Annotated in this window: 21 protein-coding genes; 11 read left to right on the top strand and 10 right to left on the bottom strand. The window is 73.8% G+C overall.

Translation table 11 applies throughout. From position 1 onward, the window contains the following. Window positions 1-3: 3 nt before the first annotated feature. The 5 genes from AB0R04_RS02385 to AB0R04_RS02365 all read right to left on the bottom strand — a co-directional run bounded on the left by AB0R04_RS02385 (window position 4) and on the right by AB0R04_RS02365 (window position 3,715). On the bottom strand, window positions 4-810 hold the full coding sequence (locus tag AB0R04_RS02385; RefSeq protein WP_363367400.1) for a 2OG-Fe(II) oxygenase: 807 nt from the start codon (window positions 808-810) through the stop codon (window positions 4-6). After that, window positions 807-1,424 (bottom strand): methylated-DNA--[protein]-cysteine S-methyltransferase, encoded by a 618-nt coding sequence (locus AB0R04_RS02380; RefSeq protein ID WP_063352126.1) that lies wholly within the window; start codon window positions 1,422-1,424, stop codon window positions 807-809. Before AB0R04_RS02380 ends, AB0R04_RS02385 begins: the two co-directional genes overlap by 4 nt. Beyond that, window positions 1,421-1,912: an RNA polymerase sigma factor gene (locus tag AB0R04_RS02375; RefSeq protein ID WP_363367398.1), complete on the bottom strand. Its 492-nt coding sequence runs from the start codon at window positions 1,910-1,912 to the stop codon at window positions 1,421-1,423. The genes AB0R04_RS02380 and AB0R04_RS02375 overlap by 4 nt, the downstream gene beginning before the upstream one ends. A 385-nt stretch (window positions 1,913-2,297) precedes the next feature. Further along, the gene (locus tag AB0R04_RS02370; protein ID WP_363367396.1) at window positions 2,298-2,558 is read right to left on the bottom strand and encodes a hypothetical protein; all 261 of its coding nucleotides are present in this window, start codon (window positions 2,556-2,558) and stop codon (window positions 2,298-2,300) included. Further along, window positions 2,555-3,715 (bottom strand): inorganic phosphate transporter, encoded by a 1,161-nt coding sequence (locus tag AB0R04_RS02365; RefSeq protein ID WP_363367394.1) that lies wholly within the window; start codon window positions 3,713-3,715, stop codon window positions 2,555-2,557. The genes AB0R04_RS02370 and AB0R04_RS02365 overlap by 4 nt, the downstream gene beginning before the upstream one ends. A gap of 265 nt (window positions 3,716-3,980) precedes the next feature. Here AB0R04_RS02365 and mdlC point away from each other — a divergent pair, with 265 nt between their 5' ends. The 6 genes from mdlC (at window position 3,981) to AB0R04_RS02335 (ending at window position 10,825) form a co-directional block, all read left to right on the top strand. Further along, window positions 3,981-5,591 (top strand): benzoylformate decarboxylase, encoded by a 1,611-nt coding sequence (gene mdlC, locus AB0R04_RS02360; RefSeq protein ID WP_363367392.1) that lies wholly within the window; start codon window positions 3,981-3,983, stop codon window positions 5,589-5,591. A gap of 343 nt (window positions 5,592-5,934) precedes the next feature. Further along, the gene (locus AB0R04_RS02355) at window positions 5,935-7,830 is read left to right on the top strand and encodes an amidohydrolase (RefSeq protein ID WP_363367390.1); all 1,896 of its coding nucleotides are present in this window, start codon (window positions 5,935-5,937) and stop codon (window positions 7,828-7,830) included. Window positions 7,831-7,922: 92 nt separating this feature from the next. Next, window positions 7,923-8,585: a hydrolase gene (locus tag AB0R04_RS02350; protein ID WP_363367389.1), complete on the top strand. Its 663-nt coding sequence runs from the start codon at window positions 7,923-7,925 to the stop codon at window positions 8,583-8,585. A 48-nt stretch (window positions 8,586-8,633) separates the two neighbouring features. Continuing rightward, a complete protein-coding gene (locus AB0R04_RS02345; protein WP_363367387.1) occupies window positions 8,634-9,158 on the top strand; it encodes a DoxX family protein in 525 nt (174 codons plus the stop codon). After that, window positions 9,139-9,867, top strand: a complete 729-nt coding sequence (locus tag AB0R04_RS02340) for a YoaK family protein (protein ID WP_363367385.1) — start codon at window positions 9,139-9,141, stop codon at window positions 9,865-9,867. The genes AB0R04_RS02345 and AB0R04_RS02340 overlap by 20 nt, the downstream gene beginning before the upstream one ends. A gap of 46 nt (window positions 9,868-9,913) precedes the next feature. Beyond that, window positions 9,914-10,825: a glyoxalase gene (locus AB0R04_RS02335; protein WP_363367383.1), complete on the top strand. Its 912-nt coding sequence runs from the start codon at window positions 9,914-9,916 to the stop codon at window positions 10,823-10,825. A 13-nt stretch (window positions 10,826-10,838) separates the two neighbouring features. Here the strand turns inward: AB0R04_RS02335 and AB0R04_RS02330 are convergent, their stop codons facing one another. The 3 genes from AB0R04_RS02330 to AB0R04_RS02320 form a co-directional block, all read right to left on the bottom strand. Continuing rightward, a complete protein-coding gene (locus tag AB0R04_RS02330) occupies window positions 10,839-11,873 on the bottom strand; it encodes a helix-turn-helix domain-containing protein (RefSeq protein ID WP_363367381.1) in 1,035 nt (344 codons plus the stop codon). A 175-nt stretch (window positions 11,874-12,048) separates the two neighbouring features. Further along, entirely contained in the window at window positions 12,049-13,008 is a 960-nt protein-coding gene (locus tag AB0R04_RS02325) for a helix-turn-helix domain-containing protein (RefSeq protein ID WP_363367379.1), read from the bottom strand. Window positions 13,009-13,138: 130 nt separating this feature from the next. After that, window positions 13,139-15,895: a LuxR family transcriptional regulator gene (locus tag AB0R04_RS02320; protein WP_363367377.1), complete on the bottom strand. Its 2,757-nt coding sequence runs from the start codon at window positions 15,893-15,895 to the stop codon at window positions 13,139-13,141. Window positions 15,896-16,127: 232 nt separating this feature from the next. On the opposite strand from AB0R04_RS02320, the gene AB0R04_RS02315 reads away from it, so the two are divergent. Continuing rightward, window positions 16,128-16,685 (top strand): hypothetical protein, encoded by a 558-nt coding sequence (locus AB0R04_RS02315; protein ID WP_363367375.1) that lies wholly within the window; start codon window positions 16,128-16,130, stop codon window positions 16,683-16,685. Between the two features lie 26 nt (window positions 16,686-16,711). Next, entirely contained in the window at window positions 16,712-17,335 is a 624-nt protein-coding gene (locus tag AB0R04_RS02310) for a hypothetical protein (RefSeq protein WP_363367373.1), read from the top strand. 112 nt (window positions 17,336-17,447) lie between these two features. Here the strand turns inward: AB0R04_RS02310 and AB0R04_RS02305 are convergent, their stop codons facing one another. Further along, window positions 17,448-17,735 (bottom strand): TetR-like C-terminal domain-containing protein, encoded by a 288-nt coding sequence (locus AB0R04_RS02305; RefSeq protein ID WP_363367999.1) that lies wholly within the window; start codon window positions 17,733-17,735, stop codon window positions 17,448-17,450. A gap of 84 nt (window positions 17,736-17,819) precedes the next feature. Between AB0R04_RS02305 and AB0R04_RS02300 the strand changes: the two genes are divergently transcribed. Both AB0R04_RS02300 and AB0R04_RS02295 read left to right on the top strand, forming a co-directional pair. After that, complete coding sequence (locus AB0R04_RS02300) at window positions 17,820-19,238, top strand: APC family permease (protein ID WP_363367371.1); 1,419 nt, start codon at window positions 17,820-17,822, stop codon at window positions 19,236-19,238. 35 nt (window positions 19,239-19,273) lie between these two features. Further along, window positions 19,274-20,911 (top strand): amidohydrolase, encoded by a 1,638-nt coding sequence (locus tag AB0R04_RS02295; RefSeq protein WP_363367369.1) that lies wholly within the window; start codon window positions 19,274-19,276, stop codon window positions 20,909-20,911. A gap of 198 nt (window positions 20,912-21,109) precedes the next feature. Here AB0R04_RS02295 and AB0R04_RS02290 read toward each other — a convergent pair whose 3' ends face one another. After that, window positions 21,110-21,814 (bottom strand): TetR/AcrR family transcriptional regulator, encoded by a 705-nt coding sequence (locus tag AB0R04_RS02290; protein WP_063352140.1) that lies wholly within the window; start codon window positions 21,812-21,814, stop codon window positions 21,110-21,112. 57 nt (window positions 21,815-21,871) lie between these two features. Here AB0R04_RS02290 and AB0R04_RS02285 point away from each other — a divergent pair, with 57 nt between their 5' ends. Continuing rightward, complete coding sequence (locus AB0R04_RS02285; protein WP_363367367.1) at window positions 21,872-22,009, top strand: hypothetical protein; 138 nt, start codon at window positions 21,872-21,874, stop codon at window positions 22,007-22,009. Window positions 22,010-22,081: the final 72 nt, after the last annotated feature.

Here is a 22,081-nt window from a genome sequence, read left to right as displayed (position 1 = left end):
ACGCTAGGCGGCGTCGTGGAAGACCAGGGCCAGGGTGTGCCGGTGCCCGGAGCGCACCGCCGAGACGCCGTGCCGGACCGGGGCGGCGGACCAGCCTCGCGCGGAGCGCACGGGCCGGTCGCGGGTGGTGAACACGTAGCCGTGGCCCTGCGGGAGCAGGGTGGCGGTGCCGCGGGACTGGGCGCGGGGGCGCTGCTCGACCAGCAGGAACTCCCCACCGGTGTGGTCGGTGCCGGGCCGGTCCAGGTTGATCACGACCTGCAACGGGAACACCAGGTCGCCGTACAGGTCACGGTGCAGCGCGTTCCAGTCCCCGGCGCCGTAGCGCAGCAGGATCGCGGTGGACTTGGACTGCCCGGCCGCGTGGCACATCTGCAGCCACTCGTCCAGGGTGTCCGGCCACGGCGCGGTGCGGCCGAGCCGTTCCCACCAGGTGCGGGCGATGGGCAGCAGCCGCGGGTACAGGGCCTGCTTGAGCTGCTCGACCGGCTCGGGGTAGGGGGCGTGGAAGTACTTGTACTCGCCGGCCCCGAACCGGTACCGGGCCATGTCGACGGTGGAACGGAACAGCTCGGGCCGCCCGTACAGGTCCCGGATGCGGCCGGCCTCGTCCGGGGTGAGCAGCTGCGGCAGCAACGCGCCTCCGAACGCGTCGAGTTCGGCGGCCACCGCGTCCCAGTCGGCGCTCTCGGCCCGGCCGGCCCACGGCCCGGATCCGGTGGCGGCGTCCGTGCCGGGAGCCGTCGTCCTCGTCTTCGCGGCGGTGACGGCGGTGGCGGCGGTGACGGCGGTGACGGCGGTGGCGGTCATGCCGCGGCCTCCAGTTCCAGTAGTGCGGTCTTGGCCTCCAGGCCGCCGATGTAGCCGCCGAGGGTGCCGTCGGTGCGCAGCACCCGGTGGCAGGGGACGACCACCGGCAGCGGGTTGGTCGCGCAGGCCGTGCCGACCGCCCGCACCGCCTTGGGGCTGCCGACCAGTTCGGCGACCTGGCGGTAGCTGCGGGTCTGGCCGTAGCCGATCTCCGGCAGGTGCTGCTGGACCAGTTGCCGGAAGCCCTTGGACAGGGACAGGTCCAGCGGCAGGTCGAACGCGCGACGGCGGTGGTCGAAGTACTCGTCGATTTCCCGGGCGGCGGTGTCCAGCCGGCCGGGGGCGCGCAGGATGCGCGGGCTGACCTTGTCGGCCAGAGCCTGAAGGACCTGGTCGTGGCCTTCGACCGCGAAGGCGACACGGACCAGGCCCCGGTCGGTGGCGGCCAGCAGCAGGGGGCCGACCGGGGAGTCGACGACGGTGTAGGCGATGTCGACCAGGGCGGCGGCCTGGGCCTCGGCCTCCAGCCGGCGGTGCAGCCGGGCCAGGGTCCCGGCGTCGACGGGAGCCGACAGCACGCTCAGGACGTCATCGTGGGATCGGATGCCGCTCATGTAGATGCTCCTCTCGAGGTCGCGCCCGGATAGTGTTTTCGTAGATTCTTCAGACCGTCCGCCGCCGCCCGGCGCGCCGCCGTGGTGTTCCCGCCCAGGACCGCCGCGATCTCGTCGTACGACATCCCGGCCAGATAGCGGAACGTGACCGCCTGCCGCTGCTTGCCCGGAAGGCGCCCCACCATCTCCCACAGCTCCCCGTCGTCAGCGCCCGGAACGCCCAGCGAACTGGGCTCCTCCGGCAACTCCTCGGCCGGCAGCGGCCGGCGTCCGGCGGCGCGCAGCACGTCGATCGCCTTGCGCCGGGCGATCGTCACCAGCCACGCCTCCACGTTCGCCGTCTCCGGCAGCCCCGGCCAAGCCCGCATCGCCGCCAGGAACGTCTCCGACCAGGCGTCGTCTGCGTCGTGTGTCCCCAGCAGCGCCCGGCACACCCGCAGCACGGTCGCGCCGTGCTGCTCGACCGCCTTCTCGAACGGTTCCCTCATCCTCGCCCTGCCGTAGACCTTGAATCCGAACCGATGTGTTCGAGCTCCCGAAACAGCCGGCCGGTCGCGGCCGGCACTGCCCTCCTCCACGTCCGGCGGCCTCCACTCGGTTTCTTCGGGTCGTCGCCGTGCCCGGCCGCCTTCTGCACCTGCTGTCTCACCTGGAAGACGGTGCGGGTGCCGAGAACGTGAGATCCGAATTCCACCCGGTGGGAACGTGCCCGGCGCGGGCCTCAGCCGCAGCCACTCCCGTTCATCCGGCGGACGGGTGCAGGACGGCAGGGGCGGACTGCAGGGGCGGACGGCAGGGGACGGACGAAGCACGACAGCACCTGCGGTGACGAGCGGGATCGGCACTCGCCGAGACGGCCTGGACGGCGGGCGGTCAGCGGTGGCCGACGATGACGGAGATGCCCCAGCCGATCGCCGCGAGCACCACCGCGAAGATCAGTCCCGCCAGGGTGGAGCCGACCGGCCCGGCGGCGGGCCGGACGGCGGAGGGCCGGACGGCGGAGGGCTCGCCGGCCGCGCCGGTCGGGTTGAGCAGGCGCAGGCCGAGGGCGAACAGCGCGGGCAGGCCGGCGCCGGTGAGCAAGCCCACCACGACGATCTTCCACACCGCGTCCAGGTTGATCCAGGAGTTCACGGGCTCACCTCGTCCTTGGCCTTGACCGGCTCCGGCGTCACCGAACCGGTCCACACGGCGTTGACGTTCTCCGGTGTCACGGCCGGATGGCGGGAGGCGGCGAAGAAGGCGGCCGACGCCGCCACCAGCGCGCCGACGATCACCACCACGCCGGCCGTCCCGCCGATCCCGTTCGCGGCCCAGTAGGCCACCGCGCCGGCCAGCGCGGAAGCCGGCAGGGTGAGCAGCCAGGCCGTCACCATCCGGCGGGCGAGCTGCCAGCGCACCACGGCGCCGCTCCGGCCGACCCCAGAGCCCAGGATCGACCCGGTGGCCACGTGCGTGGTGGAGAGCGAGTAGCCGAAGTCGGTGGAGCAGAGGATCACGGCGGCCGAGGCCGACTCGGCGGCCATCCCCTGCGGCGGTTCGATCTCCACCAGCCCCTTGCCCAGGGCCCGGATCACCCGCCAGCCGCCGATGTAGGTGCCCAGGGCGATCGCCAGCGCACAGGAGAGGATCACCCAGTCCGGTGCCTTCGCCCCGGTGGGCAGGGTGCCGTTGGCGATCAGGGCGAGGGTGATGGCGCCCATGGTCTTCTGCGCGTCGTTGGTGCCGTGGGCGAGCGAGACCATGGAGGCCGAGCCGATCTGGCCGAGCCGGAAGCCGCGCCCGCGCGGGCCTTCGGGCACGTCGCGGGTGAGGCGGTAGACCAGGAGGGTGCCGACCGCGGCCACCCCACCGGCGATGAACGGCGACAGCGCCGCAGGCACGATCACCTTGGAGACCAGCCCCTGCCACTTGACGGCCGAGGCCCCGGCGGCCGCCACCGTCGCCCCGACCACCCCGCCGATCAGCGCGTGCGAGGAACTGGAGGGGATCCCGAGGAACCAGGTGGCCAGGTTCCACAGGATGCTGCCGACCAGGCCGGCGCAGACGACCGTCAAGGTCACCTCCCCCGTGGCGACCAGGCCGTTGGCGATGGTCGCCGCCACGGCGGTCGACAGGAACGCGCCCACCAGGTTCAGCACCGCCGACACCGCGACCGCGACGCGCGGCGGCAGGGCGCCGGTGACGATCGAGGTCGCCATCGCGTTGCCGGTGTCGTGGAAGCCGTTGGTGAAGTCGAAGCCCAGCGCCGTGGCGACCATCAGCGCCAGGACCGCGTCGTTGCCGGTCACGGACCCGAACCTAGCCCGCGCACCGGCCGAGGCTGCCGCCGACCCGCCCTGCCCCAGGGCCCCGCACCCGTTCGTCCGGCCGTTCGTCCGGTTGCGGGGCCCTCAGTGCCGATGCTCTCCTGCAAGAGCCGGCCGGCGTGACGATCGGAACCGACGTGCCGCCCCCCGTCGCCGCCTCGCCCCAGGAGGCTGCCGGCCGGCCGGACCGAGACCCGTCCCTGCAAGCCCTGAGGCCCTGACGCCCCGGGTGAAAGCGTTGGCACCCATGGCTGAGCACTCCACCGTCCGCACCGTGACGTACGACCTGCTGCGCACGCTCGGACTCACCACGGTCTTCGGGAATCCGGGCTCCACCGAGGAGCCGTTCCTCCAGGACTTCCCCGCGGACTTCGGCTACGTCCTGGCGCTCCAGGAGGCGTCCGCCCTCGCGATGGCCGACGCCTTCGCCCAGGTCACCGGCCGCCCCGCGCTGGTCAACCTGCACTCCTCGGCCGGCACCGGCAACGCGCTGGGCAACCTGGTGGCGGCCCACCACGGGAACACGCCCCTGATCGTCACCGCCGGCCAGCAGCACCGGGAGCTGGTGATCGGCGAGCCCTACCTCGGCAACCGCGAGGCCACCCAGCTGCCGAAACCCTGGGTGAAGTGGTCCTACGAGCCGGCCTGCGCCGAGGACGTCCCCGAGGCCTTCATGCGCGCCTACGCGCAGGCGCTCCAGCCGCCCGCCGGCCCGGTCTACCTGTCGATCCCGATGGACGACTGGAAGCGGCCGCTGTCCGGCTTCACCCGGGTGCGGACGGTGAGCGAGCGGGTGGCCCCCGACCCCGGGCGGCTGCGGGCCTTCGCCGAGCGCATCACCGCCAGCCGCCGGCCCGCACTCGTCTTCGGGCCGGAGGTCGACCGCAGCGGCGGCTGGGACACGGCCGTCGCCCTGGCGGAGAGACTGCGCGCCGCCGTCTACGGCGCCCCGCTGGGGGACCGCGTCTCCTTCCCCGAGGACCACCCGCTCTTCGCCGGCCCGCTCGGCATGTCGGTGAAGACCATCAGCGACCGGCTGGCCGGGCACGACCTGGTGGTGGTGATCGGCGCCGAGGTGTTCCGCTACTACCCGTACGTGCCCGGCGACTACCTCCCCCCGGGCACCGGGCTGCTCCAGATCACCGGCGACCCGGAGGCGGCCGCGGCCGCGCGGGTCGGCGACAGCCTGCTCGGCGATCCCCGGCGGGCGATCGAGCTGCTCCTCGACCTCGTCGAGGAGGGTTCGGCGCGGACCGCTCCGGAGCCGATGCCGCGGCCCCGCGCGCTGCCGTCCGCCCCGGACCGGCCGCTCACCCCGCCGGAGGTCTACGCCGCCCTGAGCAGGGTCCGCCCGCCGGACGCCGTCATCGTCAACGAGTCGACGTCGACCATGGCGCAGCAGCTCGAATGGCTGCCCACCACCCGATCGGGCTCGTTCTTCGCCACGGCCAGCGGGGGCATCGGCTGGGCCGTCCCGGCCGCGGTCGGCGTCGCGCTGGGCGACCGGGAGCGGGGAGTGCTGCGCCCGGTGGTCGGCCTGATCGGCGACGGCTCCTTCCAGTACTCCGTGCAGGCCCTCTACACGGCGGCCCGGCACCGGCTCCCGATCGTCTACGTGGTGATGCGCAACCACGAGTACTCGATCCTGAAGTCGTTCGCCCTGCTGGAGGACACCCCCGGGGTGCCCGGGCTCGACCTGCCGGGACTGGACATCGCCTCGGTGGCCCGCGGCTTCGGGTGCCACGCCGTCGACGTGGAGACCACCGAGGACCTGGAGCGGGAGTTCACCGCAGCCCTGACCGCCGACACCCCCACCGTCATCATCGTTCCCACCCGACCCCAGCAGGCCGCGCTGTAGCCCGCGCGCCGGGGCCGGGACGGGCGGCAGGAGCACCTCGGCGACCAGCAGGGGAAGGCGTCCGACCACCGGGCGCCTTCCCCTTTCGGCACCACGGACCTCTCCGACCCTCGCCATTGACCCTCGCCATCGACCGCCCCCGCGCACGATCGCCGCTGCGGGCGGCTGGTGCGCTCGCGGACCGGGACCGGTGCGCTGTGGGCCAAGTCCGGCACCACCGCCGCGCCTAACGTCTCGTCAGGAGCCCGAGCGGGGCGCGGCGGTGGCCCCGGCCCGCTCGGAAGCCTCCACCTGCCGCCCGCACCCGGGCGGCAGGTCGATCCCCTGACAGGAGGCCGTCGAGGTGCCTGCAATACCCGTCGGTGGGCTGGTCCCCCGCGCCGTCGAGGACGCCGTCGAGTGCGCCGCCGACGTCGTCGTCCGCAACGCGAAGATCCACACCGGCGACGCCCGCCGCCCCCAGGCCGGCGCCCTCGCCATCCGCGACGGCGTGATCACCGCCGTCGGGGACGACCCGGACATCGCCCCGGCCATCGGCCCGTCCACCATCGTGGTCGACGCGCTCGGCCGGCGGGTGGTGCCCGGCCTCAACGACGCGCACCTGCACGTGATCCGGGGCGGCCTCAACTACGTTCTGGAGCTGCGCTGGGACGGCGTGACATCGCTGCGCCGGGCGCTGGCGATGCTGCGGGATCAGGCCGCCCGCACCCCCAGAGGCCAGTGGGTGCGGGTCGTCGGCGGCTGGTCGGCCGAGCAGTTCGCCGAGCGGCGGCTCCCGACGCCCGCCGAGCTGAACGAGGCGGCGCCGGACACCCCGGTGTTCGTCCTCCACCTCTACCAGTCGGCGATCCTCAACCGCGCCGCTCTGCGCGCCGTCGGCTACACCCGCGACACCCCGGACCCGAAGGGCGGCCAGATCGTCCGGGGCCGCGGCGGCGAGCCGAACGGCATGCTGTTGGCGGCGCCGAGCGCCCTGGTCCTCTATTCGACGCTGGCCAAGGCTCCGGTGCTGGAGGGCGAGGACCGCGCGACCTCCACCCGGCACTTCCTGCGCGAGCTGAACCGCTTCGGGCTGACCTCCGCGATCGACGCCGCCGGCGGCTTCCAGAGCTTCCCCGAGAACTACGCCACGGTGACCGAACTCGCCCGCGAGGGCCTGCTCACGCTCCGCATCGCCTACCACCTGTTCCCGCAGACCCCCGGCCAGGAACTCGACGACCTCACCCGCTGGATCGAGACGGTCCGCCCCGGGGACGGCGACGCCTGGCTGCGGCTGAACGGCGCCGGCGAGAACCTCACCTGGGCCGCCGCCGACTTCGAGAACTTCGCCGAGCCCCGCCCCGAACTCGGCCCCTACGAGGGCGAGTTCGAGAAGGCCGTCCGCCTGCTGACGGAGCACGGCTGGGGCTTTCGGCTGCACGCGACCTACGACGAGACGATCCGGCGCGACCTCGCGGTGTTCGAGAAGCTCGCCGCCGAGGGGCTCTTCCCGGCCGGGAACCGGTGGCTCTTCGACCACGCGGAGACCGTCTCCCGGGACAGCCTGGACCGGATCGCGGCCCTCGGCGGCTCGCTGTCGGTGCAGAACCGACTGTCCTTCCAGGGCGAGGTGTTCACCCGCCGCCACGGCGTCGGCGCCGCCGCCGAGGCTCCGCCGATCCGCGCGATGCTGGAGCGCGGCCTGACGGTGGCCGCCGGTACGGACGCCACCCGGGTGTCCTCGTACAACCCCTGGGTCGCCCTGCACTGGCTGGTCTCCGGGCGCACGGTCGGCGGGTCGGCGATCCGGCCGCCGCAGAACCGGGTGGACCGGGCGACCGCGCTCGCGATGTACACCACGGCCGGCGCCGCCCTCACCGGCGAGCAGGACGTCAAGGGCGTGCTGCGGACCGGCTGCTACGGCGACCTGGCCGTCCTGTCCGAGGACTACTTCACCGTGCCGGAGCCGGAGATCCCGTCCATCGAGTCCCTGCTGACGGTCGTCGGCGGCCGGATCGTCCATGCGGCGGCCGAGTACGAGGGCATGGACGAGGAGCTCCCGCCGGTCAGCCCCGGCTGGAGCCCGGTCGCCCACTTCGGCGGCTACCAGGCCTCCGGTCGCGCCTCCGGCGCGGGCGCCCGCCAGGCGGAGCTGCTCGGCGAGGTCGTCACCGAGTCGCAGCTGCACCACCGCTGGCGGGTCGCGCGCGGCCTGGCGGACGAGCACCACCAGCCGTTCGACCCCTGCTTCCTCCTCTGATCCACCTCCCCCGGCCCCTGATCCACCTCCCCCGCTCCCGCGCGGAGCACCGCGCGGGAGCCCTGCCGAGACGAACCGAAGGGAACCCCGTCATGGTCGACCTCACCCAGGTCAGCCCCACCCCGAGCCCCGACCTGCTGACCCCCGACAACGCCGTGGTGCTGTTCGTGGACCACCAGCCGCAGATGTTCTTCGGCACCGGCAGCGGCGACCGCACCGCGATCGTCAACGCCACCGTCGGCCTCGCCAAGGCCGCCCGGGCCTTCGAGGTGCCGACCGTCCTGACCACCGTCGCCGCCGAGTCCTTCTCCGGCCCGCTGCTGCCGCCGCTGGCGGCGGTGTTCCCCAAGGCCGAGGTCCTCGACCGCACCTCGATGAACGCCTGGGAGGACGCGGCGGTCGTCGCGGCGGTCAAGGCCACCGGGCGCGGCAAGGTCGTCATCGCCGGTCTGTGGACCGAGGTCTGCCTGGTCCTGCCGGTGCTGTCCATGATCGACCAGGGCTACGAGGTCTACGTCGTCACCGACGCCTCCGGCGGCGTCTCCCCGCAGGCCCACGAGCACGCGATCCAGCGGATGACGCAGGCCGGTGCGGTGCCGGTCACCTGGGTCCAGGTGCTGCTGGAGCTCCAGCGCGACTGGGCCCGGACGGAGACGTACGGCCTGGTCACGGAGATCGTCAAGGAGCACGGCGGCGCGTACGGCCTCGGGATCGTCTACGCCCAGGCCGTCATCGGCGAACACGCCGCCGGCTGACCCCCACCACCGACGCCCCCTCAGAACAGGGACCAGGGACAGGACACGATGGATACCGGACTGCTGATCCTCCGCGTGGTGGTGGGCCTGCTCATCGCCGGGCACGGGGTACAGAAGGTGAGCCACCGCCTCGGGGGCAACGGCCTCGTCGGCGGGACGGAGGAGTTCCGGCACGACGGGTTCCGCGGCGGGACGCTCACCGCGCTCGCCGCGGGCGCCGGGCAGGTCGGTTCGGGCCTGTTCCTGGCCCTGGGCGCGCTCACCCCGCCGGCGGCCATGGTCGCCATGGGCGTGATGACGGTGGCGATGACCGTCAAGCTGCCGCACGGGCTCTGGGTGCAGGACGACGGCTACGAGTACCCGCTGGTGCTGGTCGTCGTCGCGGGATCCCTCGCCCTCACCGGCCCGGGCCGGTGGTCCGTGGACCACGCCGTCGGCCTGACCGCCTGGCCGCTCTGGCTGTCGGTCGCGGCCGCCGTGCTCGGCCCGGCGAGCGGGCTGCTCACCCGGGTGATCCTGCACCACCCGCCCGCACCCGAGGAGGCGGCCGCCGTTGCGCGCCCTGCTGACTGACGCCCTGCGCACCCTTGCCCCGCCGCGCGCCGACCGGCACGGGCCCCTTCCCCCGCTGATGCTGCTGCTGACGGTGGCGACCGGGGTGGTCGACGCCGTGAGCTACCTCGGCCTCGGACACGTCTTCGTCGCCAACATGACCGGCAACGTGGTCTTCCTCGGCTTCGCCCTGGCCGGAGCCCCGGGCCTGTCGGCCACCGCCTCACTCGTCTCGCTGGCCTCCTTCCTGGCCGGCGCACTCGTCGGCGGACGGCTCGGCAGCCGGTCGGCCGCCCACCGCGGACGCCTGCTGGCCCTGGCCGTCGGCGTCCAGACGGCCCTGACGGCCGCGGCGGCCGCCACCGCCGCGGCCGGCGGCGCCGACTACGTCCTGATCGTCCTGCTGGGCCTGGGCATGGGCCTGCAGAACGCGGTCGCCCGGCGGCTCGCCGTACCCGACCTGACCACCACCGTCCTCACCCTCACCCTGACCGGCCTCGCCGCCGACTCGACGGCGGCCGGCGGCACGGCGCCGCGCCCGGGCCGCCGGATCCTCTCCGCCCTGGCGATGCTGCTCGGCGGCCTCGCCGGCGCGGCGCTGGTCCTGCACGGACGGCCCGCCGCGGCCCTCGCCCTGGCCGCCCTGCTGCTCCTGGGCACGGCGCTGGCCGCCCACCGGCGCTCGGCCGCCGACGGCCCCGACGCCCCCTGGGCCGCGCCGACGGCCTGAGCAACCCACCGCACCGTCACAACGTCAGAACCTCAGGAGCTTCCCCATGATGCGACGCTTCGCCCGACGCCTCGTCCCGCTCGCCGCGGCGATCGCCGCGCTGACGGCCCTGCCCGCCGCCTCGGCGGCCCAGCCCGCACCGGCCACCCGCCACACCTTCGCCGTCGGCCCGCAGTACGACTCCACCCACGTGTACGTCGAACCGGGCACCGAGCAGGCGTTCGCGGCCAGTTGGGTGGCCACCTTCGGCGGCAGCACGATCGGGCCGAACGCCACCCAGGTGACCCCCACGCCCAGCCGGACGCTCTCCGAACTGGTGGTCTCCCCGGTCGGCACGCTGTCGGTGTTCGACTACACCACGCCCGTCCCGTACCCGTTCGGCACCGAGCGCACCGGCTGGCTGGTCACCGACCTCGACCAGGCGGTCCGCGCAGCCCGCGCCGACGGAGCCGCCGTCACCGTGGCGCCGTTCGCCGACCCGATCGGCCGGGACGCCGTCGTCCAGTTCCCCGGCGGCGTCAGTGCCCAGCTCTACGTGCACACCACCCCGCCGTCCTACCCCGAGTTGGCCAGCGTGCCGGAGAACCGGCTCTACCTGTCACCGGACGCGGTGGGCGCCTTCCTGCACAGCTTCCTCGCCTTCACCCAGGGCCGGATCGTCTCCGATGACCGCCGGGCCGACGGCTCCGCGATCGGACTGCCCGGCACCGCCTACCGGCTCCTCCGCCTCACCTCCGGCTTCGGCACCACGACGGTCGCCGTGACGGACGGCCACCTGCCGTACCCGTTCGGCCGGGAGCTCACCGGCTACGGCGTGACCGACCTCGGCGCCACCCTGGAGCGGGCGAAGGCCGCCGGCGCCTCGGTGCTGTCGGGCCCGGTCCGCGCGGACGGCCGGGACAGCGCGATGGTGCGCTTCCCCGGCGGCTACGTCGCGGAGCTGCACAACGACCGGTGAGCGGCAGGGGCGGTCACACCGCGACGCCGTACCCCGCCGGCCGGGCGGCCGGGACCGGCTGCCCGGCCGGCCGCAGCACGCTTCCCTGGGCCAGGCCCGCCCGGACGCACTCCTGCCACTCGCGCGGCGAGACCCCGTAGGCGGCCCGGAAGGCCCGGCTGAAGTGACTGGCGCTCACGAAGCCCCACCGGCCGGCGACCGCCGCCACGGTCGCCCGGCCCGCGTTCGGACGCCCCAGGTCCCGGCGGGACATGTCCAGCCGCTGGCGCCGGATCCAGCGGGCCACCGTCACCCCCTCGAAGCGGAAGAGCTTGTGCAGGTACCGCACCGACACGTGATGGGCCCCGGCGATCCGCTCCGGTGAGAGGTCCCGGTCCCCCAGGTGGCGCAGGATGTGGTCCTTCACCCGGGCCAGGGTGGCCAGGGCCGCCTCGGGCGCCTCCGGGGCTGACCGGCCGCGCCGTTCGTGGGCGAGCACCGCGAGCAGGTCGAGCGCCGTGGCGGCGAGCCGGCGGGCCACCTGCGGCTCCATCGAACCGGCCGACCGGGAGAGGCACTCCAGGTAGGCGGCCACCAGGCGGGCGGTGTCGTCGCGGGTGTCGAAGGCCGTCGCGGTCAGCACCCGCAGGTCCTCCTCGGTGACGCCCACCGCCGAGCGCGGCCAGTGGAACGCCGTGAAGACGAACGGCTCCGGCAGCTCCTTGACGAACGGCCTCCCGGCGTCCGAGATCGCGAAGGCGCCCGGGCGCAGCTCCACCTGGCGGCCGTCCTGGACCAGCCGGGCGGTGCCGCGGTGGTGGAGCGCCAGGGTGAGGTGGTCCTCCCCGCCGCGGGCGATCAGGCCCGCGCTGCGCTCGACCCGCTGCGGTCCGGCCCGGACCAGGGAGACCTGCACGGCGCCCAGGCGGTGGCTGGTGATCGCCGCGGGCGCGGGCGCGTCCTCGCACAGGGCGACGTCGAGCGGGATGAAGGTGCGGGAGACGGCCTCGTGCCAGTACTCGGCGCGGTCGGCGGCCGGTACCCCTGCGGTGTCGAGGACGACGGACATCTGTACTCCTCTTCGGATGTACTTCGCTTCGGATGTACTTCTCTTCGGAGGGCCGACCGATCGGGGGCCGGCCGATCGGGGCTCACAGGGACGGCTGTGCAGGGCGACGCGCACGGTGTCGACCACCTGGACGGTGGCCCGACCGTGCCCTTCGGCGGACGGTTCGGCCGCCCGGTCAGCCGGCCTCGTCGTTCCGGAGCGAGCGCCACTCGCGCGGCGAGACCCCGTACGCGGCGCGGAAGGCCCGGCTGAAGTGCGCCGGGTTGACGAAGCCCCAGCGTTGGGCGACGGCCGACACGGTCGGGGCCGTACGACCGCGGCGGCCCAGCTCGCGGGCACAGGCTTCCAGGCGGCGCTGCTGGATGAGGCGGCTCACCGTCACTCCCTCGTGCTCGAAGAGCCGGTGCAGGTACCGCACGGAGATGTGGTGGGCCCGCGCGATCCGCTCGGGTGTCAGCTCCGGATCGCCCAGCCGGTGGTCGATGTGCTCCCGCACCCGCCGGACCAGGTGCTCGTTGGGGCCGTCCGGCTCATCCGTGGCCCGGCCGGCCGCCAGGTGGGCGACGAACGCGCTCACCAGGTCGGCGACGCGTCCGGCCAGCAGGTCGCCGACCGGTGCGGGGAGCGACCGGGCGGACGCGGCCAGGGCGCCGAGGAAGGGCGCCAGCACCGGCCCGCAGCCGTCCGCGGGGCCGACGGCGGTGCCCGCCGCGTGCCGCAGGTCGCGCTCCGCCGCACCGAGCAGCCGGCTCGGCAGGTGGACCAGATGGGTGCGGAAGCGCTCCGGGAAGTCGACGGCGTAGGGCCGCGCGGTGTCGTACAGCATGAGCCCGCCCGGCAGCGCCTCCGCCCGGCGCCCGTCCTGCTCCAGCACGGCCCGGCCCGACACCTGCACCCCGACCCCGACCTGCGGCTCGGTGCGCGGGGCCCGGGCGATCAGGTCGGCCGTACGGGAGAGGCGGGCGGCGTCCGCCTCCAGGGTGGAGATCCGTACGTAGCCGAGCCGGTGCGACTCCAGGAGTCCGTCGAACGGCCGCCCGGTGAGCGGGTGCACCTCCACCGGCACCAGCGTCCGCGACACCATCGCGCTCCAGAACGCCGCCTTCTCCTCGTCCGCGACCGACGCGGTCGTCACCCGCACGCCCATCTGACCGCCCTTCCGCCGAAGCCCTGCGCGGTCCAGCGTGGACCGCGCGCACGACGTGCCGTTAGGTCATCTGACTGCCGTGCCCGGGAAGGGCGGTTCGAGGAGCCGTTCCGGCAGGTCAGCCGCCGTCGAGGGCGTGGGCGAGCGCGGCCCGGGTGGTGATGCCGAGCTTCGGGAAGATCCTGTAGAGGTGGGCTCCGACGGTGCGGGGCGACAGTTGGAGCTGCCGGCCGATCTCCTTGTTGGTCAGCCCGGTCGCGGCCAGCCGGGCGATGCGCAGCTCGTGACCGCTGAGGCCGGCCGGCTCCGCGACCGGTCCGCCCGGCGGCAGCGCCACGGAGTCGCCGGCCGCCCGGAGTTCCGCCTCGCACTGCCGGGCCCAGGGGGTGGCTTCGAGGCGGCGGAACACATAGTGGGCCGCGCGCAGCGCCTCCCGGGCCCCGGGCCGGTGGCGCCGGCGCAGCCACGAGCCGTGGGCGAGCCGCAGCCGGGCGAGGTCGAACGCCCACCGTTCGGCGCCGGGTACGGCGTACGCGGCGCGGTAGGCGGCGTCGGCCTCGTCGTCGGCGGCGGCCGGGGCGGAGGCTGCCGGGGCGGTGGCGGCCAGGGCGGTGGCGGCCGCGAAGAGGAAGGCGTGGCGGCCGGAGATCTCCGCCGAGCGCGCCGCGGCCCCGGCCGCGAGGTGGTCCCGGGCCTCCTCGTGCCGGCCGGTGTGCACGGCGGCCGTCACCAGGTCGAGGACCAGCGCGTGGCGCCACGGCGACCCGTTGGGCAGCCGCCCGGGCGGGGTGAGCTCGCAGAAGTGCGCGTACGCCTCCTCGTCGCGTCCGTGGGCGAGCGCCGCCAGGCCGCGCAGGTGGGTCAGGCGGTCCAGGACGTACCGCATCCGCCCCCGGGTGGCGGCCGGGCGGACGGCCTGCTCGATCTCCCGCAGGCCGTCCTCGTCACCCCGGCCGGCCAGGAAGTGGGCGTAGTACTGGCGGAACATCAGGGCGTTGGTGTGATAGCCGAGTTCGTCCGCGATCTCGGCCTCGCGCAGGCAGGCGGCCGCCCGGTCCCAGTGCCCGAGCAGGAAGTCCTGGTGGCACATGGCCTTCGCCACCGAGCCCTGGGTGGCGTAGCCGTGAAAGCCGGTGAAGCGCCGCCACAGGTCGCCCTCGGGGCAGTCGAGCGCCGAGGCGGTCCACAGCAGGAGCCAGGCCGCACCGGCCCCCTGCTCCTCGGTCATGGTCCCGGCCACCGTCCGCAGCGCTTCGGCGACCTCCGGGCCGGGGGCGGTCCAGGCCCGCAAGCACAGCCGCCCCACCTCGGAGACGTTCTCCCGGTGCCGTTCCAGGGCGTGCCACACCCACGGGTCGTCGGTGTAGCTGGCGGCCAGCAGCAGCTTGAAGTACGCCTGGTCGACCAGCCCGCCGAAGCTGTCGGCGCCCGGGGCGGTCAGCGCGTCGAGGGCCGCGGGCAGCAGGGCTGCGGAGGACTCGAAGTCGACGTGGTGGCTCTGATCGACGTAGACCACCGCGTACGCGAACAGCGGGGCGACGTCCTGCGGCACCGTACTGGACTTCAACTCCTCCACCAGGTCCACGGCGTGGCGCAGCTGCCCGCCGCGCGCCGCCATCACCGCGGCCCAGGTGAGCCGGCGGGTCTGGTCGCAGGAGCCGGGGCTGAGGGCGGCGGCGCGTTCGAGCAGCAGCGCGCCCTCCGCGTCGCCCCCTCGACAGGCAAGGTCACGCCCCGCCTCCTGCAGCCGCTGCGCGAGTGCCTCGTCGGGCAACAGCGCGGCCGACGCCTCGTGGACCAGCCGCCTGGGATCGTCCGGCGCGAGGGCGGCGGACAGGGCCCGGTGCGCCTCGCGGCGGGCGCTGTCGGAGGCGGTGGAGACGACGGCGGTACGGACCAGGGGGTGCCGGAACACGAGCTGTCCGGCCCGGTCGAGCCGGGCCAGCCCGTCCGCCTCGATCCGTTCCAGGATCTCCCGCGCGTTCTCGTCCGCGACGGCGCGCAGCCACGCCCCGGTGGCGGACTCCGCACCGGTGGCCAGGGCGCCCAGCAGCAGCAGGCGGCCGACCTCGGGCGTCACGGCGCCCAGGCGGTCGGCGAACATCCGCTCCAACTTCCGCCCCAGCGGCAGCCGTTCGGGCAGGGGGGCGGCCCCCAGCTGCTGGGCGGCCGCCAGTTGGCGCGGCAGCTCCACCAGCGCCAGCGGGTTTCCGGCCGCCTCCGTGAGGACCCGGTCCCGGGCGGGTGCGGCGAGGTCGGGGTAGCGGGCGCCCAGCAGCAGCGCCGCGGCCGCCCGGGGCAGGGCCCGCACGTCGACGGTCTCGGCCGACCACGTCCGGGCGGCCGGCCCGCCCGGCCGGACGGCGGCGACGATCACCACCGGCAGCTCGGCGCAGCGGCGGTTCAGGAAGGCGAAGACGGTCGCGCTGGAGGAGTCGATCCAGTGCAGGTCGTCCAGGAGCAGCAGCACCGGGGCGGTCCGCACCGCCTCCTCCAGCAACGCCAGCGCGGCGGCGCCGACGGCGAACCCGCTCGGGGTGCCGGCCCGGACACCGAGCGCGCTCTCCAGGGCCTCCCGCTGGTGCGCGGACAGGATGTCGGTGCGCTGGAGCGGCGAGCGGAAGGCCTGGTGGAGGGCGCCGAACGCGAGATCCGTCTCCGCCTCCGTACCGAGCGCCCGCAGGACGGTGAACCCCCGCTCCCGCGCCGCCCGTTCCACCCAGGCCAGCAGCGTGCTCTTGCCGACCCCGGCCTCACCGCGCAGCAGCACCGTGGAACCGCTCGCACCGTCCACGGCCTGGACCAGCGCCGCGGTCAGCAACTCCGTCTCCCGTTGCCGCCCGACCAGCCCCGGAACCCGCCCGTCCTCCGCCACCCTTGCCCCCTCGGGTCCGCCCGGGTCACTCCACGGGCAGCCAAGGCTACCGTCCGTCAGCATCTCCGGGCACGCCGTCGGGCGCGCCCGGGGTCGCCGGCGGGCTGCTCAACGTGATCGGGCACGTCCGCGTGGCACATCGTTCGACTTCTTCGGTTCGTCCGTGTTTTGGCTCCGGGCCGCAGGGCACGCGCCGTTCAGGGAGGTCTGGAGCTACAAACGGAGGACCCACATGTCAACAGGCACCCTCATCGCAGTCCTCGTCATCGTCTTCGCCCTTCTAATCGTGGCCGCGCTGGTGGCGACGTTCGCCATCCGCCGCCGCCATCTGCAGGAACGGTTCGGCCCGGAGTACGACCGGACCGCCGAGGCGAAGGACGGCCGTTTCGCCGCCGACCAGGAGCTGCGCAAGCGCGAGTCGCGCCACGACTCGCTGGACATCAAACCGCTGTCACCAGGTGCCCGTGACCGCTACGCCAAGGACTGGGCACGGGTGCAGGAACAGTTCGTCGACCGGCCCGACGACACGGTGCACGAGGCGGACCGGCTCGTCACCACGCTCATGAGCGAGCGCGGATACCCGACCGAGGGGTACGAACAGCAGCTCAAGGACCTCTCCGTCGAACACGGGAACGTACTGACGCACTTCCGGTCCGCTCACGAGGTCAACGACCGCAGCAGCCGCCACCAGGCGACCACGGAAGAACTGCGGGGCGCCATGGTGCACTACCGCACCCTGTTCGAGGAACTGCTCCACAACGGCGACCGTCCACGGGGCAGCCGTGCGTGAACCCCTGACCGGTGGGTTGAGCCGACATGGCGCACCCGACGACGGCCGCCGACCGGAACGGTCGAGAGGGAAGTGAAGAGATGCACAGCCGAGCAACATCCGAACCACGCGAGGGCGGCCTGTCCACGGAGGACCTGGCCGGCGCCCGACAGGACACCGACGAACAGAGCGATACCTCCGGGGCGGATTCGCCACCGGCGTTCCCCGGGGAAGCCACCACCGAACAGCGGAGCGGTGAGCAGGAGTTCACGCTCGAAGACCGCGACCGCGAGCAGGAATACGGGCAGGAACGCGGACAGGAAGAGGACCAGGAAACGGGCTACACCCAGGCATCCGAGCCGTCCGAGTCGTCCGAGCGCACCGAGGACCCGGAAGCCGCCGAGAACGAACCCCTGCTGGGCGGGCAGCAGGAGGAGTTCCGCTCCCGGTGGCAGAAGATCCAGGGCGAATTCGTCGACGACCCGCGCACTGCCGTGTCCGCGGCCGACAATCTGGTCGCCGAAGCGATGCAGGCACTCGCCACCACCTTCTCCGCCCACAAGCAGGACCTCGAAAGCCAGTGGCACCGCGGCGACGAGGTGCCGACCGAAGAACTGCGCGTCGCGCTCCAGCGCTACCGCTCGTTCTTCAACCGCCTGCTCAACACCTGAAGCAACGGGGCCGAAGCCGCGCCCCCCGACACCACCTGACCTGCGACGACCGGGTTCCATCCGGTCCTCGCCCACAGAAAACCGAACAGGTTCTTCGGGCCTCCTGCGAACCTCAGGAGGCCTGCTGCTGGACCGGACCGGGCGACAGCAGGCGCGACACGAGGGTGCGGGTCCATTCGGCGGTCAGCGGCAGGTCGGTGAAGACAGCGAGGTAGTAGAGGGGCGCGAGTACGGCGTCCGCGGTGTGTTCGAGGGTCGGGGGCTGTTCGCCCCGGGCCCGTTCCCGCCCGAGGATGGCTTCGAGCCCTTGCTCGCGCTCTCCTGCGCGCCGGCTCTTATGACAACAGCATTGACGTGTAGGGACGCCACCGGTTTCATGTCTCGCACCCCTCCCCCACACGAGCAAGGCGGTGATCCGTTGACACCGACGGTGAAGGCCACGGGCGACGCTCCGAGACCGGACACGAGCAGCCCCCACGTCACCATGCACAAGTCCATCGGCCTGCTGGACGGGGCGACGATCGCCGCCTCCAGTACGGCGGCCACCAGCAGCATCGGCATCGGCCTGGGCCTGATGGCCGGAGTCGTCGGCCTGCACCTGCCCGCGATCATGCTGTTGGCCTTCCTGCCCGTGCTCGCCATCGCGGGCGGGTACGGGCGACTGAACACCGTCGAGCCGGACGCCGGCAGCAGCTACCGCTGGGTGGGCCGAATACTCAACCCCTGGCTGGGCTTCCTCACCGGCTGGGTGAACACCGTCGGCACCGTGGTCTTCATGGCCTACACCACCACGGTCACCGGGTCCTCCATCATCCAGCTCCTCGACCTGGCCCACGTGCGCAGCCTCGCGGGCCTCCGCCTCGACGCCGACTCGACCGTCCAGTGCACCCTGCTCGGCCTGGTGGTCCTGGCCGGCGCGGCGCTGGTGGCGGTGCGCGGCCTGGACCTGGCCGCCCGGCTGCAGAAGGCGCTGCTGGTGTTCGAGTACGCGGTGCTGCTCGGCTTCTGCGGGTACGGGCTGTTCGCCGGCGACCAGCCGTTCTCACTGCAGTGGTTCAACCCGTTCGACATCCCGTCCTTCGACGCGCTCGCCCAGGGCATGGTGCTGGCGGTGTTCTGCTACTGGGGCTTCGAGTCGGTGTTCAGCGTCGGCGAGGAGGTGCGCAGCCCCCGGGACGCCTCGCGGGGCGGCATGCTCGCCCTGGTGGTGATGCTGCTGCTCTTCCTGCTCGCCGGTACGGCCTTCCAACGGGTGCTGCCACTCGACGAGTTGGCCGACAACGGCGCACACGGGCTCGCCTACTTCGGCACGACGCTCGCCCACCAGCCGTTGGCCGCCCTGCCGTTGATCGCGCTCATGTTCTCCGCGGTGGCCTCCCTGCAATCGTCCGTGATCCCGACGGCGCGCGGAATGTACGCGATGGGGCGCGACGGCGTGCTCGGCCCGGTCTGGACCAGACTGCACCCGAAGCACGCGACGCCCGCCGTCGGCACGCTCCTGATCACCGGCATCGCGATGGCCCTCGCGCTGGCCTCGATCGTCATCCCCACCGTCAACGACCTGATCTCCGCCTCCGTCAACGCGATCGGCATCATCGTCGCGCTGTACTACGCGCTGACGGCCGTCGCGGCGGCCGTCCGGTTCCGGCACCTGCTGCGCAGCAACCTGCTGGAGGGGCTGCGCGCGGTGGTCGGCCCGCTGCTGGGCGCGGCGACCCTGCTCACCGTCGGCGGCTATCTCGCCTGGTCGTTCTACGACTCCGCCGACCACTTCGAACTGGCCGCCGACAACGGGTGGTTCGAGCTGACCGTGACGGTGATGATGATCGTCACCGGACTACCGGCGGCCGCCTGGGCCCGCTGGCGGCGGCGCTCGCCCTACTTCCTGCCCGACACCGACTGACGATCCACGGAAGCCACGAGAGAACGGAGCACCCCATGCCCGAGGCCGATCTGGTCTTCACCCGCGGCCCGGTCCACACCGGTGACGCCGCCCGCACCCGGGCGACCAGCCTGGCCGTGACCGGCGAGCGGATCACCGCCGTCGGCCACGACGAGGTCCGGGAGCTGATCGGGCCGGGGACGGAGGTCGTGGACCTCACCGGCAAGCTGCTGCTGCCCGGATTCCAGGACGCGCACATCCACGCGGTCTTCGGCGGCACCGAGTTGGCGGTCTGCGACCTCACCGGCACGGTCGGCGTCGCCGACTACCTGGAGCGGATCCGCGCGTACGCCGACGCCAATCCCGGCCAGGCGTGGATCACCGGCAGCGGCTGGTCGATGGAGAGCTTCGAGGGCGGGCTGCCGACCCGGCAACTGCTGGACTCCGTCGTCCCGGACCGCCCGGTGTACCTGACCAACCGCGACCACCACGGCGCCTGGGCCAACACCCGGGCGCTGGAGCTCGCCGGCCTCACCCGGGACACCCCCGATCCGGCGGACGGCCGGATCGAGCGCGAGCCGGACGGCACTCCGGGCGGCACGCTCCAGGAGGGCGCCACCGGCCTGGTCGCCCGGCTGATCCCGCCCTCCACCGCCGCCGACCGGCTGGACGGGCTGCTGCGCGCCCAACGGCTGCTGCACTCGCTCGGCATCACCGGCTGGCAGGACGCGCTGCTCGGCGAGTTCAACGGCCAGCCGGATCCGTCCGACGCCTACCTGGCCGCCGCGCGCTCCGGCGCGCTGACCGCCCGGGTGACCGGCGCGCTCTGGTGGGACCGCGACCGAGGGGCCGAGCAGATCCCCGAACTGGTCGAGCGGCGTGCAGGGTTGAGCCAGGGGCGGTTCCGGGCCGGCTCGGTGAAGATCATGCAGGACGGCATCGCCGAGAACTTCACCGCTGCTATGACCAGCCCCTACCTGGACGGCTGCGGCTGCGCCACCGCCAACTCCGGCCTCAGCTTCGTCGACCCGGCCGCCCTGCGCGGGTACGTCACCGAGCTGGATGCGCTCGGCTTCCAGGTGCACTTCCACGCCCTCGGCGACCGGGCCGTCCGCGAGGCGCTGGACGCGGTCGAGGCCGCCCGCGCCGTCAACGGGCGACGCGGCACCCGCCATCACCTCGCCCACCTCCAGGTGGTTCACCCGGATGACCTCGACCGTTTCGCCCGGCTCGGCGCGATCGCCAACATCCAGCCGCTCTGGGCCGCGCACGAGCCTCAGATGGACGAGTTGACGATCCCGTTCCTCGGCCCGGAGCGCGCCGCCTGGCAGTACCCCTTCGGCGCCCTCCAGCGCGCGGGCGCCACCCTGGCGGCGGGCAGCGACTGGCCGGTGAGCAGCCCGGACCCGCTCGCCGGCGTTCACGTGGCCGTCAACAGGAGGGAGCCGGGGGCCGCCGACGGCCGGGTCTTCCTCCCCGAGCAGCGCCTCGACCTGGCCTCCGCCCTCGCGGCGTACACGGCCGGAACCGCGCACGTCAACGGCCATGACGACGCCGGCACCCTCACGGCGGGCCACCTCGCCGACCTCGTCGTCCTGGACCGCGACCTCTTCACCGCCCCCGCCGAGGAGATCGCCGACGCCCGCGTCCTGCGCACCTACGTCGGCGGCCGGCTCGTCCACGCGGCGGACTGACCCACCCGGGGGTGAGTCGGCGCCCCGGCGTCTCAGGGCACTACCGGGATCCCCCGCACGAAGTGATGAAACGTACCCAGGAACGCGTAGGCGCCAGGGCTGCGTCGGCACCGTGACGGTCGCCGACGCAGCCGGGAGCGATCTGCCCGGTTCCGAGGGCCGATTCGGATCCGGCAGCGCTCGGCCCGTCGCCCGCGCTCAGCCCGTCGCCGGGAGACGGGCCTCGGCGGCATCGAGGAGGAGGTCGAGGGCGTAGGGATAACCGCTGCGGCGCATGTCACTGGTGAGGAGGCGGGCGGTGGCGGCGATGTGCGGGTGCGTGGTGGCGTCGAGCCGGGCGTAGGAGGCCTGCCAGACCTCCAGGTCGGCGGCCTGGGCCGCGGCGGGCAGGGCGAGGGCGGCGGCGTCGAGCGCGGCGAAGCCGAGGCTCTGGTCGACGAACGCGTGGTAGATCCGGACGGCCTCGCGGTCGGGGAAGCCCGCCCCGCGCAGGACGCCGAGGATGGCCTCGACGGCGGCGATCTCGTAGGTTCGGCCGGTGGTGCGGTGGGCGGCGAGCAGCGCGGCCTGGGGGTGGGCCTGGTAGGCGGCGTGGATTCGCAGGCCGATGGCGCGCAGGTCGGCGCGCCAGTCACCAGTGGCCTGCCAACCGTACTGGGCGCGGCCGATGAGCTCGTCGGCGACGGCGAGCAGCAGGTCGTCGGTGCTGCGGAAGTAGCGGTAGACGGCGCTGGGATCGGCGCCGAGCGCGGTACCGAGCCGCCGTACGGTGAGCGCGTCCGCGCCGTGCTGCTCGATGAGCCGCAACGCGGTGTCGACGATCAGTTCCCTGGACAGGATGACGCCTTGCTTGGTGGGCCGCCGACGCTGCCGCCGGGGCTCGGGGACTACCCGTTCGCTCATACCGGCAGCGTAGGTCAACATGCTTGACGTAAGCCAGGGAAGGCTCGCATTTCCGCCGTGCCCGAGGAGGTCCCGTGCACCCTCCCGGCCCTGGCCGCCGGAGAAGAGCGCCAGATCGCGATCCCGCAGAAAGCCGCGGCCCAGGGCCCCACCGGCTTGCTCTACGACGCCGACGTCGCCGGGTCGAGGAGGTGAGCTGCTGGAGTCGTTCCCGATGCCGGTGGAGACCAACCTGGCGGTGGTCGAGGTGCTGCGCGCCAAGCTGCC

This window comes from Kitasatospora sp. NPDC056731 (assembly GCF_040687675.1).
Lineage (GTDB): Bacteria > Actinomycetota > Actinomycetes > Streptomycetales > Streptomycetaceae > Kitasatospora.
The sequence above is the reverse complement of the archived record's forward strand: the minus strand, read 5'-3'. Positions and strand labels throughout refer to the sequence as shown.